Origin of the sequence: Corynebacterium sp. ED61, assembly GCF_015233855.1 — a bacterium.
In the GTDB taxonomy this organism is placed as follows: domain Bacteria; phylum Actinomycetota; class Actinomycetes; order Mycobacteriales; family Mycobacteriaceae; genus Corynebacterium; species Corynebacterium dentalis.
The window spans coordinates 136,402-150,807 of record NZ_JADGIT010000004.1 but is presented as its reverse complement, the minus strand read 5'-3'; the positions used below and the strand labels follow the sequence as shown (position 1 = coordinate 150,807).

Annotated in this window: 14 protein-coding genes, 1 pseudogene and 1 riboswitch; of the genes and pseudogenes, 7 read left to right on the top strand and 8 right to left on the bottom strand. The window is 60.0% G+C overall.

Annotated features, from left to right (window positions below; all coding sequences use genetic code 11):
* Positions 1 to 33 precede the first annotated feature (33 nt).
* Positions 34 to 972: a rhodanese-related sulfurtransferase gene (locus IM764_RS06110; RefSeq protein WP_228073444.1), complete on the top strand. Its 939-nt coding sequence runs from the start codon at positions 34 to 36 to the stop codon at positions 970 to 972.
* On the opposite strand, the gene purT is transcribed toward IM764_RS06110, so the two are convergent.
* Positions 959 to 2,170 carry a formate-dependent phosphoribosylglycinamide formyltransferase gene (gene purT / locus IM764_RS06105; RefSeq protein ID WP_194187287.1) on the bottom strand — a complete coding sequence of 404 codons (1,212 nt, stop codon included), beginning with the start codon at positions 2,168 to 2,170 and terminating at the stop codon, positions 959 to 961. The two genes, IM764_RS06110 and purT, sit on opposite strands and share 14 nt — an antisense overlap.
* Before the next feature lie 11 nt (positions 2,171 to 2,181).
* Entirely contained in the window at positions 2,182 to 2,955 is a 774-nt protein-coding gene (locus IM764_RS06100; protein ID WP_194187286.1) for a MerR family transcriptional regulator, read from the bottom strand.
* Between the two features lie 83 nt (positions 2,956 to 3,038).
* Here IM764_RS06100 and IM764_RS06095 point away from each other — a divergent pair, with 83 nt between their 5' ends.
* Positions 3,039 to 3,449, top strand: a complete 411-nt coding sequence (locus IM764_RS06095) for a Rieske (2Fe-2S) protein (protein ID WP_099298157.1) — start codon at positions 3,039 to 3,041, stop codon at positions 3,447 to 3,449.
* Here IM764_RS06095 and IM764_RS06090 read toward each other — a convergent pair.
* From IM764_RS06090 to IM764_RS06080, 3 genes are read right to left on the bottom strand one after another with little or no spacing between them, the layout of a single operon-like run.
* On the bottom strand, positions 3,418 to 4,533 hold the full coding sequence (locus IM764_RS06090) for an ATP-binding cassette domain-containing protein (RefSeq protein WP_194187285.1): 1,116 nt from the start codon (positions 4,531 to 4,533) through the stop codon (positions 3,418 to 3,420). The genes IM764_RS06095 and IM764_RS06090 overlap by 32 nt on opposite strands.
* A gap of 10 nt (positions 4,534 to 4,543) precedes the next feature.
* Entirely contained in the window at positions 4,544 to 5,224 is a 681-nt protein-coding gene (locus IM764_RS06085) for an energy-coupling factor transporter transmembrane protein EcfT (protein WP_194187284.1), read from the bottom strand.
* Entirely contained in the window at positions 5,221 to 5,967 is a 747-nt protein-coding gene (locus IM764_RS06080) for an ECF transporter S component (RefSeq protein ID WP_194187283.1), read from the bottom strand. The genes IM764_RS06085 and IM764_RS06080 overlap by 4 nt, the downstream gene beginning before the upstream one ends.
* 207 nt (positions 5,968 to 6,174) lie before the next feature.
* A riboswitch (cobalamin riboswitch) is annotated at positions 6,175 to 6,335 on the top strand.
* 27 nt (positions 6,336 to 6,362) lie between these two features.
* On the opposite strand from IM764_RS06080, the gene metE reads away from it, so the two are divergent.
* Both metE and IM764_RS06070 read left to right on the top strand, forming a co-directional pair.
* On the top strand, positions 6,363 to 8,645 hold the full coding sequence (gene metE / locus IM764_RS06075; RefSeq protein WP_194187282.1) for a 5-methyltetrahydropteroyltriglutamate--homocysteine S-methyltransferase: 2,283 nt from the start codon (positions 6,363 to 6,365) through the stop codon (positions 8,643 to 8,645).
* A 126-nt stretch (positions 8,646 to 8,771) separates the two neighbouring features.
* Positions 8,772 to 10,310 (top strand): annotated as a pseudogene (locus IM764_RS06070) (SDR family oxidoreductase).
* Here the strand turns inward: IM764_RS06070 and IM764_RS06065 are convergent.
* A complete protein-coding gene (locus IM764_RS06065; protein ID WP_099298161.1) occupies positions 10,307 to 10,513 on the bottom strand; it encodes a hypothetical protein in 207 nt (68 codons plus the stop codon). The pseudogene IM764_RS06070 and the gene IM764_RS06065 overlap by 4 nt on opposite strands.
* Before the next feature lie 175 nt (positions 10,514 to 10,688).
* Here IM764_RS06065 and IM764_RS06060 point away from each other — a divergent pair, with 175 nt between their 5' ends.
* Positions 10,689 to 10,871 (top strand): hypothetical protein, encoded by a 183-nt coding sequence (locus IM764_RS06060; RefSeq protein WP_194187281.1) that lies wholly within the window; start codon positions 10,689 to 10,691, stop codon positions 10,869 to 10,871.
* Positions 10,868 to 11,029, top strand: a complete 162-nt coding sequence (locus IM764_RS06055; protein ID WP_194187280.1) for a hypothetical protein — start codon at positions 10,868 to 10,870, stop codon at positions 11,027 to 11,029. The genes IM764_RS06060 and IM764_RS06055 overlap by 4 nt, the downstream gene beginning before the upstream one ends.
* A 65-nt stretch (positions 11,030 to 11,094) precedes the next feature.
* On the opposite strand, the gene IM764_RS06050 is transcribed toward IM764_RS06055, so the two are convergent.
* A complete protein-coding gene (locus IM764_RS06050; RefSeq protein WP_194187279.1) occupies positions 11,095 to 12,057 on the bottom strand; it encodes a nucleoside hydrolase in 963 nt (320 codons plus the stop codon).
* A gap of 19 nt (positions 12,058 to 12,076) precedes the next feature.
* Between IM764_RS06050 and IM764_RS06045 the strand changes: the two genes are divergently transcribed.
* Complete coding sequence (locus IM764_RS06045) at positions 12,077 to 12,700, top strand: TetR/AcrR family transcriptional regulator (RefSeq protein ID WP_228073442.1); 624 nt, start codon at positions 12,077 to 12,079, stop codon at positions 12,698 to 12,700.
* Here the strand turns inward: IM764_RS06045 and IM764_RS06040 are convergent.
* The gene (locus tag IM764_RS06040) at positions 12,697 to 14,322 is read right to left on the bottom strand and encodes an AMP-binding protein (protein ID WP_194187277.1); all 1,626 of its coding nucleotides are present in this window, start codon (positions 14,320 to 14,322) and stop codon (positions 12,697 to 12,699) included. The genes IM764_RS06045 and IM764_RS06040 overlap by 4 nt on opposite strands.
* Positions 14,323 to 14,406: the final 84 nt, after the last annotated feature.

The following is a 14,406-nucleotide window of genomic DNA, read 5'->3' as shown; positions in this document are numbered from 1 at the left end:
GTCTGGCCTGCACCAGGACTAATATCTTCAGGCATGGTAACCACCGCGACCGACATCCTGGAATCCCGCATCCTGCTGTATTACTGCTTCACTCCCATCGAGGATCCCGTGGCAGTGATGCTCTGGCAGCGCACCTTGTGTGAGCAGCTCGGCCTGACCGGCCGCATCCTGATCAGCAAGCACGGCATCAACGGCACGGTCGGCGGTTCGCTGGGCAACTGCAAGCAGTACACCCGCAAGACACGCGAGTACCCCGGCTTCAAGAAGATGGCCTTCAAGTGGTCTGAGGGCAGCGCGAAAGATTTCCCCAAGCTTTCGGTCAAGGTCCGTGACGAGATCGTGGCGTTCGGGACCCCCGATGAGTTAAAGGTCGACGCCAACGGTGTGGTCGGCGGAGGCGTTCACCTCAAGCCGGAAGCTGTGAACAAACTGGTGGAAGAGCGCGGCGACGAGGTGGTCTTCTTCGATGGACGCAATGCCATGGAAGCGCAGATCGGCAAGTTCAAAAACGCGATTGTCCCTGATGTGAACACCACGCATGACTTCATCAAGGAGATCGAGTCCGGTAAGTATGACGATCTCAAGGACAAGCCCCTGGTCACGTACTGCACGGGCGGCATCCGTTGCGAGATTTTGTCTTCGCTGATGAAGAACCGTGGTTTCCAGGAGGTCTACCAAGTAGACGGTGGCATCGTCCGCTACGGCGAAAAATTCGGCGACCAGGGCCTGTGGGAAGGCTCGCTGTATGTCTTCGATAAGCGCATGCACATTGAGTTTTCCAACGATGCCAAGCAGCTGGGCCATTGCAAGCACTGCGAGGCCCCCACAAACCTGTTCCACAACTGTGTCAATGAGCAGTGCCGAAAGCAGACGCTAATGTGCGATGACTGCGCGTCCAACCCCGCCACGGCTCACTGTGGCTCCGAGGAGTGCGCCCAGGTGGGCGCACAAGTGGCAGCTAGCTCGGGTTAACCTTCACACGCTCTGCTGCCGAAACGGCACGTTCGCGCCCTTGGGCAACGTCTTCGGCGGTAGAGATGGCCACGCCCATTCGGCGTCGAGAAAAAGATTCCGGTTTACCGAACAACCGCACGTCGGTCTCGGGGACACTCATCGCATCGGCCAGGCCGCTGAAGGAGACCGGACCGTCGCTGTCCACGCCGTAGATCACGGCGGAAGCGCCCGGGGAGACGAGCGTCGAATCGATGGGCAGTCCGAGAATCGCACGGGCGTGGAGATCGAACTCGCTGAAGCGCTGGGTGGCCATGGTGACCATGCCGGTATCGTGCGGGCGCGGGCTGACTTCGGAGAAGTAGACGTCATCACCCTTGACGAACAGCTCCACACCGAACACTCCCCTGCCGCCCAGCGCGTTGGTGATGCGGGCGGCCACGCTGCGGGCGTTATCCAGCGCCGTCTCGCTCATCGCGGCGGGCTGCCAGGATTCCACGTAATCGCCCCGGTCCTGGCGGTGGCCGATGGGCTCGCAGAACCAGGTGGCATCGCGGTCGGTTTCCGGGTCGATGGAGCGGATGGTCAGCAGCGTGATTTCGTAGTCAAAGGGGATGAACTGCTCCACGATCACGCGCTGATTGCTCACGCGTGCGCCGGACATGGCGTACTCCCACGCACCGGAGAGTTCGTCCGCGTTCGCTACGTAGCTCTGCCCCTTGCCGGAGCTACTCATGATGGGCTTGACCACGCAGGGATATCCCACTTCTTCCGCGCCTTGGTATAGCTCGTCGTAGGACGAGGCATAGACATAAGCGCTGGTAGGAAGTCCGAGCTCGTGGTAGGCGAGATCGCGGATGCCTTCGCGGTCCATGGTCAGCCGAGCCGCGCGGGCGGTAGGGATGACGGTGGCCAACCCCTCCTCTTCGATGCGCTCTAGCTCCTTGGTGGCCAGCGATTCGATCTCTGGAACCACAAAGTCCGGGCGCACGCGCTCCACGAGCTCGCGCACCTGCTCCCCATCCGTCATGTCCAGCACGTGAGCGTAGTTCGCGGTGTGGTGAGCAGGTGCACCCTCGTAGCGATCGGCCGCGTGCACCTCAACGCCCAGTCGCTGCAAAGCAAAGGTCACTTCGCGTCCGAGCTCACCCGAACCGAGCAGCAGCACGGTGGTGGCATTGTCAGACAGCGGGGTTCCAACGGATTCTGGGGTGTACATGGGGTTATATGTTACTCCCAGGGGACGTTGTTCAGGTCTACCCCGTGCGCCTGAGCGTTCGCTTCTACGATTTTCAACAGGTATTGAGTCTTGTACCGATAGGTCGCAGCGAAGCGCTCGTCGTGCACGTACATCCGGGCCAAGATGACTTGTTTGGCGTACGAGCAGGGGTACCAGCGGTCCACCGTGTCCTTATGCCTTTCTGCCAGTTCGTTTGCGCGGTTGCTTCCTGGTTCGACGCCTTCCTTCTCCGCGGCCACCAAATCTTTAGCCAATTGCTCATTGGTTTCCTTTGTAGGTGCCCAATCGGCTTCCGTCATGGACTTCATCGCCTGTTGGGTCTGTTCCCATTCTTGGGTATCGCCCCAGCGCTCCTCGGCCTCCTGCTGGTATTTCGGATCCCAATCAGTTCCTAGAATTTTCCTCATTTTGTCCGTTGTCATATTCTCCTCTTGGAGATCGAGCAGATTATCAACTGCAAGCATCATGCGATGCACGCTGTCGAGCCTCTGCGTGAGTAGATGTTTTTGCCGAAGAAGATGCGTTCGGAGATTTTCGCCACCATCGAGTACCTCTGCGATCTGATTCAATGGCATCCCTGCTTCTCGATACATGAGAATCAGCTGGCCTCGCTTCAAGTCCTCGAGGGTGTAGAGACGATAGTTTCCGTAGGTTCGCCATCCCGGAGATAGCAGCTCGATATGGTCCCAGTGGTGCAGCGTACGGACGCTGACCCCGAGATACTGTGCCGCTTCACCGACGGTGCACTCATCTTGTTCCGACATGACTCCAGATTCTTCAGCGTGACGCAGCGTGAGGGTCAAGGCCTGATTGGAAAACCCCCGCTGACAGGGCAATAATGAAAACTATGAGCGCTCACCCTACTCCCTGCTCCCGCCGCCAGTTCTTCCGCGGAGTTGCCCTCGCCACCGCCGCTACCGCCTCCGGCGCCCTCCTCGCTGCATGTGCAGGCGAGGAAGTGGTGGCCAAGGCCTCCAAGACGGACATCCCCGTGGGTGGCGCGACCATCATCGACGGCTGGGTCATCGGCCACCCCGCTGAGTCCGAGTTCACCGCCTTTTCCACTGCCTGCCCCCACGCGGGCGGAACGATCGACAAAATCGAGGACTTTCAGGGCACCACCGTGGCTACCTGTCCGAAGCACTACTCCCGCTTCGACGTTTCCACCGGCGACGTGGTGGACGGTCCCTCCCGCAAGCCCCTGACTGCGGCGAAGTCCGTGTCCGTCAGCGGCGATTCTGTGGAAGTGACAAACTAACGTCGCTAACCCGCCCGGCGAATTCCGCATCGTGGCAGGTCCACAGCACGGCCCGGTTATCTTGGTCCGCGTAGGCGCGCATCACTCGTGCCAGCCACCCGTAGCCTGCGGTATCTAGTCCCACGGTCGGCTCGTCCAGCAGCAGCACCTGCGGTTTCCGCGCCATTGCGCACGCCACCAGCAGCATGCGCCGCGCCGAGGCCGGCATGTCCAACGGATGCTGCTCCGCGTACTGTTCCAGTCCCACAAACTCCAGCGCTTCGCGTCCGGCCTTCTCCCCCGCCCCCTGCGAGACCTCTCGCAGAGCGGTGCGCTGCGTGATGGACTCGTCCAGTGGCGTGGGCGCCCAGCCCGCGCTGTTCACGTCGATGGTCCCCGCGTAGTCCAGCAGCCCCATCGCCGCCATGAGCAGGGACGTTTTGCCGCAGCCGTTGCGCCCCGCCAGGTGTGTCACCGTCCCCGCGCGCACCTCGAGATCAATCGGCCCCACCTCGTGTGCCCGACGTATCCGCACGTCCTCGGCCCGGAAAACTACCTCGCCAATGCTTTTCGCTTCACCGCATTCCCCGCGCGGCACCTCGTCCGCCCACGGCTTTAACTCGCCATCGAAAGTGAGGGTCAGGTGGGTGTTAGCGTCGGAAAAAAGGGCTCCACACACGCGGTCATACACGGTGACCTCGCCCGGAAACTCACGCAATGTGGCGCGCAACGTCTCCACGGAGTCTGCGTCCAACCCATCCGTGGGGCAATCCAGAACCAGCGCGTCCGGCCTGGTCAGCAACGCCGCAGCAATGGCCAAGCGCCGTGTCTGACCCGTCGACAGCGTGGTCGGATCCTGCCCTGCTGCCTCCCGCAGGCCCCACAGCGTCAAGGCTTCCTGGATCCTCGTCCGCATCGTTTCCTTTTCGACGCCACGCTGCTCCATCCCCACCGCCAGCTCTTCCTCCACGGTGGAGCGCAACAGCGTGATGTGGGCGGCGGCATTATTGCCCACCCACGCGGCACCGGTGGATTCCGCCAACTGCCAGGCGTGCTCCGATAATCCCGTGCCCGAGGGCGCCCAAATATGCGTAGTGACCGTCACGTGGCTCATCCTAAATGAGGATCGAGACAAGTACGGCCAGGGTGACAGCCAGCGCTGCCCAGCGCAGGACCTTTTCCACAGGGGTGTCTGACACGTCGTGCAGCACGGTTCGCGGCCCTGGGGTGCCCACACCCAGGCGCTGCAACGGCCGGGAGCGCTGAGCTGCGTCATCCACCAGCCCCACGATCAGCGGTAGCACCATGTTCAGCTTCGCCTTAAGCGTGGAGGTATCGATCCCCCGCGACTGGTGCACTTGGCGAATGTTCTGCAGACGATTGCGCGCGATGGGATACAGCCGCGCCGTGGAACCCACCACGTACAGCATCGGCGCTGGCACCCGCGGCTGCAGTGCAAGCATGAGCCGATCCAAGTTCACCAGGCTCATACCCGCCAACGCGACCATCGTCACCGCCAAAAACCGCAGACCCAAGTGCGCGGCCACGCTGAGGCCGTCACGAGTCACAATCCACCAACCCGGCTCGTTGCCGAACGGCGCGTAGATCAGCACGAATCCGAGGCACGCCGGAATGCCGATGGCAAGAGCTGCGGGCAGGGAGCGCCTTGACGCCGAGAAAAGAAGAGAACACACCGTGACCAGCGCAATCACTGCCGCGGACAGCATCCACGAATCCACGGCCAGCACAATAATCGCTGTGCAGGCCGCGAACGTCAGCGGAGTGAGAGGGTTCATGAATCGGCGGCGAACGTCTTTCGGGTGCGTTGTGGCAGGGCGCGGATGACCAGCCAAATGACGCTAAACACAATCAGCTTGTCCAAAGGATCAGACGTCCAGGATTGCAGGAATACGGCGAAGAGGGTGTCGAAGCCCAGCGAGCGATAGAAGCTCACAAGCAGGCCCGTGCCCGTGCCCGCGGTGCCACCGAAAATGAACGACGCGATAGGCGCGGAGAGCAACGCGGTCACGAATCCCACCAAGATCGCGGCCAGCGCGATGCGCCACCACGATCCAGTCCACCAGCGGCGAAGCAATCCAGCCGCCACACCTACGAAGGCATAGGCCGCGGCAAATGGCACCACGGTGGGGTTAAAAGTGCCCCACACCAGCGCAGACAGCACACCCGTGACCAATCCCGCAGCGGGACCAGCCAGCGCGCCCACCAGCACTGTTCCAATGGAATCGAAGTACAGCGGAAGCGGCAGGCCCATGGTGCCCACTACCTGACCCACCACGATGTTCAACGCCAAAGCCACCGGCAGCAGCGTCAAGGTACGTACCGGAAGGCGCGGAACCACGGCGATAAGCGCCAGGATCGCAGGCAGCATAAAACCGACCAAAGCGATGGTGGAGCTGCGGGAATCTGCGAGTGCGCCCCAGTCTGAATCGGTGGGCTGGGTCAGCACGAGGTAGAGCCACGTGGCGGCGATGAGCACGCCGGAGATGATCAGCAGCGCGCGGGAGATAGTGGGTGACATGGCGGTGTCCTTGCGGGTTCGTCGCGGGGGTCGCTAAAAGTATGCCCCTATGTCACCTCGGGGCCGGAAGTAATTCGAGTGTAATCGTGCGCTAAACCTGCGAAAACGTCAAATTTCTGGGGTACAGGTTTGACAGACCGAGCTGTCTAGTGTTTGCTCTTGTGTAGCAACCGGTTCACGCCGAACTGGTCCACCTTCTGGAGCCCCGGACAAGGTGAGAGGCCTGGCGTGAACACTGCAGGGGAATCCGGTGAGAATCCGGAGCTGTCCCGCAACGGTATGCGCATGGCTTTTGCTGCCGGGGCGTATTTCCTCGCCGCAATTCCGTGCGTTAAGTCCGAATGCCTGCCGGCTGCATCAAGAACACGAAGTCGACTGACGAGGATCAGACACACATGACTATTCATGCAACTATCGCCGGGGTTCCACGCATTGGCCCTGATCGCGAGCTCAAAAAGGCACTCGAAGGCTACTGGAAGGACAATTCCACCGGTCGCCATCTCGCCTCCACCGCCACCCTGTTGACCAACAGCTACACGGACGCAGCACTGTCCGCAGGTCTTGATTCGGTGGCCTTTTCCGGACGTTCTTTTTACGACGCCACTCTGGACACCTCCGCTCTTCTCGGAGTTCTTCCAGAGCGCGTCCAAGACATCGCGGATCACGATAATGACGGCCTGCCCGCCTTCATCGACCGCTACTTCGCCACGGCCCGCGGAACCTCGGAGCTCCCTGCTTCCGCGATGACGAAGTGGTTCGACACGAACTACCACTACATCGTGCCGGAGCTGTCTGCTTCCACCACGTTTAGCTTGGAAGATTCCGCGTTCCTGCAGGACATCGCTGACCAGGTCAACCGTGCGGGCACCGCGGTGCGCCCCGTGCTGGTGGGCCCACTGACGTACCTCAGCTTGGCGCGCGCCACTGATGGCTCTTCTGCGCTGGATCACCTGGACGAGCTGTTTGCTACGTACGCTCGCTTGCTGCCGCGTATCGCTGACCGCGGTGTGGAGTGGCTGCAGCTGGATGAGCCAACTCTGGTGACTGAGATTGATCCTGACGTACTGGAAAAGGTACGCACAGGCTACAAAAAGCTGGCTGCAGCATCCAACCTGAAGTTGCTGGTGCAGACCTACTTTGGTGATGGCGATCAGGCCATCAAGGCTCTGTCCGGTACGGGCGTGCAGGCGTTTGGCGTGGACGTGGTCTACGGCGGAGCTGAATTGCCTTCGTGGAACGGTGAAGAGCTGCTGCTGGTGGGCGTGGTGGATGGCCGTAACGTCTGGCGCACCGATCTGGATGCTGCGCTGGAGACCTTGCGTGGTTTGGCGGAACGCGGACCAGTTGCCGTGTCCACGAGCTGTTCTCTGCTACACGTGCCGTACAACCTGGACCGCGAGACCCGGTTGCGCGCGGAGCACCCCGATGTGGTGGAGTGGCTGGCCTTCGGCACTGAAAAGATCCAGGAAGTGGCAGTTCTTTCCCGCGCCCTGCGTGGCGAGGCGACCGACGCCGACGAGCAGGCTCTGGAAGCTTCCCGCAAAGCGATTGCTGCTCGCGCCGAGTCCCCACTGACCCACAACGCCGAGGTCCGCAAGCGCGCCGAGGCCATCACTGAGGCCGATCGCCACCGCGACCCTGTGGCCCAGCGCCGCGAGGCCCAGCTTTCGGCACTGGATCTGCCGCCGCTGCCGACGACAACGATCGGCTCGTTCCCACAGACCCAGGAGATCCGCGCGGCTCGCGCGAAGTTCCGCAAGGGTGACATCGACGCCGCCGCCTATGATCAGGCGATGAAGGACGAGGTCGCCGATGTGATTCGTCGCCAGGAAGAGCTGGGCTTGGACGTGCTGGTCCACGGTGAGCCAGAGCGCAACGACATGGTGCAGTACTTCTCCGAGCAGTTGGAGGGATACCTGTCTACCGAGTTCGCGTGGGTGCAGAGCTACGGTTCCCGTTGCGTGCGCCCGCCAATCATCTTTGGCGATGTGCACCGCCCCGAGGCCATGACCGTCAGCTGGTACCAGGTGGCGCAGGACCTCACGGACAAGCCGGTCAAGGGCATGCTGACTGGCCCCGTGACCATGCTGGCCTGGAGCTTTGTGCGCGACGATCAGCCACTGGGCACCACCGCGGATCAGGTCGCGTTGGCTTTGCAGGACGAGATCGATGACCTCGTTGCTGCCGGCGCGCAGATCATTCAGGTGGATGAGCCTGCTATCCGCGAGCTGCTGCCACTGCGCAAGGAAGATCAGCCGGAGTACCTCGAATGGGCCGTGGGCAGCTTCCGCCTGGCCACCGCGTCTGCTCCGAACGAGGTTCAGGTGCATACTCACATGTGCTACTCCGAGTTCAACGAGCTGATCGATACTGTCAGCAACCTGGACGCAGACGTCACCAGCATCGAGGCAGCCCGCAACGGCATGCAGGTCCTCGAGGCTCTGAAGGACGCAGGTTACGAGCTGGGCGTGGGTCCCGGCGTGTGGGATATTCACTCCCCTCGTGTTCCTGCGCAGAGCGAGGTCGACGATCTGCTGTCCGCAGCGTTGGACAGCGTTGATCCGCGCCTGCTGTGGGTCAATCCGGACTGCGGTCTGAAGACTCGCGGTTGGGATGAGACCACCGCTTCCCTTGAGGTCTTGGTATCGGCAGCGCATAAGGCTAGGGTTCGCACCTAATCCGATCCGCCGAATTTGGCTCCGTGCAGATTTGCTAGCCCTGATCTCTGTGACATCGTTGGCGACGCTTGCGGTGAGGAGTCCAGATTGTGCCCCCTGTGCAGCAATTAGCATAGGGTGGGGTACATGTCCCAAGAAATGAAAACTACTGTTGACCACACTGCTTCTCATCCCAATCGTCGAATCCTCGTGACTGGAGCAACTGGTTATGTCGGTGGACGCGTTGTACCAGAACTACTCGCTGCTGGATTTACTGTTCGGACCACATCACGACATCGAGACAGCCTTAAGCGCTTTCAATGGTTCTCTGACGTGGAGGCTGTAGAAGCTGACCTCACAGATCCGCACAGCGTCGCCGAAGCGGTCAAGAATGTAGATGTGTTGCTCTACCTCGTGCATTCAATGGGGGCCGAGGAGGAAGATTTCGAGAAAACGGAGGAGAAGACCGCTCGGAATATCGCTTCAGAGGCCGCAAAAGCTGGCGTTCAGCAAATCGTGTACCTTTCCGGACTTCACCCCCGGGATAAACCGTTGGAAGAACTGTCCAAGCACATGCGCTCCCGTGAACGGGTAGCCCGGATTTTGCTCGAATCCCCTGTCCCGGCAATCATCCTACGAGCAGCTACTCTCATTGGTTCAGGTTCTGCCTCCTTCGAGATAATCCGCCATCTCACGGAAAAGTTGCCCGTGATGGTCGCCCCTCAATGGATTAATAACAAGATCGAACCACTGGCGATCCGAGATGCCCTCTACTACCTAGTCAACGCAAGTGACTTGGATGAAGCCGTCAATGAGCCTCTTGATGTGGGCAATGGCGAAGTACAGACATTCGCAGACTTGCTTCGTGGCTACGGCTCAGTTCAGGGTTATCGCCGGCTCATCGGTTCCATACCCATCCCTCTGCCCATGGATAAGTAATCTGGTATGTGGATTGGTCTAGTCACTCCAGTACCTTCCAATCTAGCTATCCCGCTTGCCCAATCAATGGCTGAAGATGCTGTCACTGAGGATCACCGGATCGCCGAGTTCATCCCCGATCCGCCCGGGGGCTTCACAAGCTATAAGGATGCGGTGAAGCGAGCCCTGAAACGGGAAAAGAGTGGTGATGTCATCACCTCGTGGTATCAGGGTTGGAAGAACCAACCACACCCCGAGGATTCTTACCCGACAGACCCAGATTGGGCCGGGGGCAGGATCTACCGAGATGTCCGAACCGAGAACACGGACCTGTCCCCAGAAGAAGTCTGGCCTATTATCGAGGGTATCGGCGGTTCCAACGGATGGTATTCAGCGCCGCTACTGTGGAAAATCAGGGGCTTACTGGACAAGCTCGTGGGAGGCCCAGGGCTCGGAGGCCGCCGCGATCCACAACGTTTGAGCATCGGCGACAGGGTCGACTGGTGGCGCGTAATGGAAATTGACCGGCCTCATCGCTTGGTACTGCGAGGAGAGTTTAAGGTCGATGGAAGCGCGTGGCTGACGTTGGAACTTCAACGACGTTCCGAAGGCGGAAGCCACTATATCCAGCGAGTCGCCTACGCTCCCCAAGGTTTCCAAGGGCGGCTTTACTGGTGGGCTGTCTACCCGTTCCATACATTTATATTCCCTGTGATGCGGCGCAATATTCTTAAAGCCGCATCACAGCGAGCGAAGGTTAGGAACTAGTTATCAGATCCGGTGAGGTTGGTGCCACCCTCGGACTGATCGAGGAATTCCCACTCACCGTCGATATTGGCTTCAAGACCCCAACCTAGAGAGTCATCAGCCTTGGACTGATCCTTGAACCAGTCGTATGCCTTCTCGTTGGATTCTAAATCGGCTGTCTGAACAACATTCTGTTCTGCATCAAGAATGCGATACTGAGTCATTGCAATACTTCCTTACTATCCCTTTTGGGTGTCGAAACATCTGAGGAGTACCTCTGTGGGGCACCTCAACCCATTGTGCATCAAAGCGGACAGTCCTTGCAGGGGCGGATGACATAGACTCCCATTAATGAAAGCGGTTGCTCCTAGAGCTCCACAAGGACACAATCCATAAAATATGGTTGACACTTCTGGACCTCGCTCCAACCTCCCTGTCGAACCCCAGCTGGAGGTCGGGCAGAAAACCCTCATGGCGGACAATTGCGCAGGCACCAACGCCGAAGATACCCAACTTGGATTCCAAGGATTACAGCCGCACCACATCCATGTGGATCTGGGGGAGCACTCACAGTTGGCTTGATCGAGCTGGTCGACGCATGGCGGGGAGTGCGCTCACTCGGCGGCTTGGCTATCACCATCGCCGTGATCCTGATTTATTTGCTCCCCGAACTGCCGTCGCTGACCACGGCTTCTGCCGTGCTATTCATGGTTCTGTTCCTCGTCCACGGGTTCAGTTGAAAGAGCTCTCTAGCGATGACGGTGAAACACACCCGCGAGAGCTAAACGCCCCGCCCACCCGGGTATCAGCTATGCAGCTCACGGTCCAGAAGATCCAGCACATTATCCGCATCAATAGCCGTCAGCACCTGCGCATTAGCTGGCCGGCCCCAATAGCTGCCGTCCCAATCCGCGACCGTCGTGCCCCTCATCAGCTCGGAGTCTGCTTCCACATCCACCGTTGCCGGACGCAGCCAATGGCCTATCTGCAGATGAAGCGCCTCGGCAAGCATCACTTGAGCCGCAGCCAAGTCATGGATCTGCGCCTTATACCCCACCCCAACGGATTGATGAAACTCGAAATAGAAGGTAGTGGCGTCGGATAAAAGATCCACCAATTCCGCACGACGAAGGGGAAGATTGGCCAACATCGGACGCAGACGATCAGGGGTCAAAAGAACCTGCTCTGTGACGTTGAGAGGGCAAATTCGTGGCACCGGAGCACCCGCGGGCCACTGCTCGAGCACATGTTTGAGGGCGTGCGGATCGACCCACGCGTTCCACTCGGCGGACGGAGTAGTGTTACCAGGATAACTAAATGCGCCCGTCATGAACGTCACCTGGCAGTTCTCCAGCAGCCGTGGCGCATGATCTAAAACGTAGGCGATGTTAGTCGCAGGACCGGCTACCAGCACGTGCGTCGGCGCGGCTTTGCGCCAGGTTTCCAGCAGACTGTGGCCCTTATCGGGCTCGTCCTGCGGTGAGTGATCCTGCCAATACCCCAGCCCACGCGGACCGTGCGTTTCCGGAGTAGTAGTCAAAGGTAAGTGGCGCGGAGCAGGCAATCCTGGAATCGCGCGTGCGGAAGAGCCCGTCATGCGCAGCACCGCGTTGGAGTTGCGTGCGGCATCGTAAACAGTGCAGTTTCCTGCAGAAGTAGCCACCGTCAGGTCGATCGCTCCACGCGCGTGCAAACTGCCCAGCCAGGCAAGCGCGAGGGCATCATCGATGCCGGTATCCACGTCAGCGATCACCACAGGCCTGTTCATGAACGCTAGGATACTGGCCATGACGAACGAACTAACCGATAGAGGGCAGGAGCGTCGCGATTCGATTCTGGACGCCGCGCTCACGGTGTTCGTCCGCGACGGCTACCACGCCACAAAGCTCACCGACATCTCGCGCGAAGTCGGCTGTTCCGTGGGTACGCTGTACACCTACTTCGAAAACCGCGAAGAGTTGCTGGCCGCGGTTTTACAGAAGGTGCAGGCGGAGATCGGGAACGCCTCCGATGAGCCACTGGAAGAAGACTTCAACCGCATCTCCTATGCAGACGCTCTCCGCGCCTCCAACCGCGCCTACCTCGTCGGGTATCGCGCGAATGCCAAGGTCATGGCTTTGTTAGAGCAAGCCGCTCACCTAGACGAGCAGATCTACGATCACCGGGTTGCGCGCATCCGCCGCTACATCGACCGCAACAGGCGAGTCATTGAGCAGCTCTCCGAACGCGGGGAAATCTACCCGATCGATGACCCGTTCATGTTCACCACCGCACTGTCGGTCATGATCTCCCGCTTGGCGTATTACACCTGGGTAGAGGGATTTTTCGACGACAGCGACGAGACACTAGAACGCGTCGCCAAGACCATCGACGATATTTGGTTCCGCTCGCTCGGGCTGAAGACGGACTAGCTGGTCACCGGCCGCACTTTAAGCTCCTTGCGCAGGATCTTGCCGGTCGCGGACTTAGGGATAGCATCCGTGAACTCGACCATGCGGACCTTCTTGTAGCCAGAGACGCGCTCGGCGACCCACGCCATGATCTCTTCGGGATCCAGCACGAGTGTCTGACCAGCGGAATCCGACTGCGGGACGATGAACGCACGCGGCACTTCCTCGCCATCTTCGGGGCGGGTAAACCCCACCACGGCCACGTCTGAGATGTCCTCGCGTCCCAGTAGGAGTGCCTCCAGCTCGGCGGGTGCCACTTGGTAGCCCTTGTATTTGATGAGCTCTTTGGCGCGATCCACCACAAAGACGATACCGTTGGCGTCGTACTCCACCACATCGCCGGTGCGCAGCCAGCCGTCCTCGGTGAGGGTGTTGCGAGTGGCTTCTTCATTATTCAGGTAGCCGACCATGACTTGTGGCCCGCGGACCCACATTTCGCCTGCTGCGCTGCGCAGATCGCCCTGCGAAGGTGGAAGGATTTCCGGCAGGTCCGGCTGTGCAAGATCCACCACTTTGCATTCCGTATTGGCCACGGACGCGCCGATGGATTCAATTGGGGTGACTCCCCAGATGGAGTTGTGGGTCACGGGACTGGCCTCTGTCATGCCGAAGCCTTGCACCACGTGGACATTCAGGCGCTTTTCGACTGCGTCGGCGAGTTCGCGGGATAGCGGGGCGGCGCCGGATTGGATGTTCTTCAGCGCGGAGAGATCGTAGTTATCCACGATGGGATGCTTGGCCAGTGCCACGGCGATGGGCGGGGCGATAAACGAGAAGTCGATGTTGTGCTTTTGGTGTAGCTCCAGGAACTGCGGGAGATCGAACTTGGGGGCGGTGACCAAGGTGGCGCGGGCTGCCAGAGTGTTATTGAGCAGCACGTTCATGCCGTAGATGTGGAAGAACGGCAGCACGGCCATGACGGTGGAATCCCGCCGCAGGCCGACGGTGTCCAGCGCGGGAATGAGCTGAGCGATATTCGCGCCGAGGTTGCGGTGACTCAGCATCACGCCCTTAGGGTTGCCCGTGGTTCCGGATGAGTACGGCAGCGCCGCAATGTGGGTGGCTCCATTGATCTGCACCTCGGGAGGCTGGTGGCCTTCGGCGAGGAGTGACTGGAATGTGGTCACCTCTCCCGCAGGGGCAGTCAGGTCGATGACGTTGTCTTCGCTGATCCCCACTGCCTCGGCAGCCTGGAGACCTGCTGGGCCGAGCATTGAGGTGGTGATGACCAGCTTGGCCTGCGAATCCCGTAGCTGCTTTTCGATATCCTGTGCTGTCGCCAGCGAGGCCACGGTGGTGACGGTGGAACCGGCGCGGAGGATTCCATGGAAGACGACGGCAAACATGAGCGTATTCGGGCAATGCAGAGCAACCACGTCATGTGGCTGCACTCCGCGGGCTGTCAGCGCTCCCGCGAAGGCATCGATCATCGCTTTGAGCTGGCCATAGGTGGTCTCGCTGCCCGTGGCGCTATCGATGATGGCAATGCGGTTTTCATCTGCTGGATCGAGGTTCCCAAACAGGAGCTCATAGACAGAGCCTTCGGGGATAACGACGTCAGGGCGCGAGCTCTTGATGGGCATGGGTGACCTCCGGTGGGACCTGGCTACTTTTAGTTAGGTATATAAAATAACCTAAGTAAACGACAGGATATCGGGAAAGTCAGT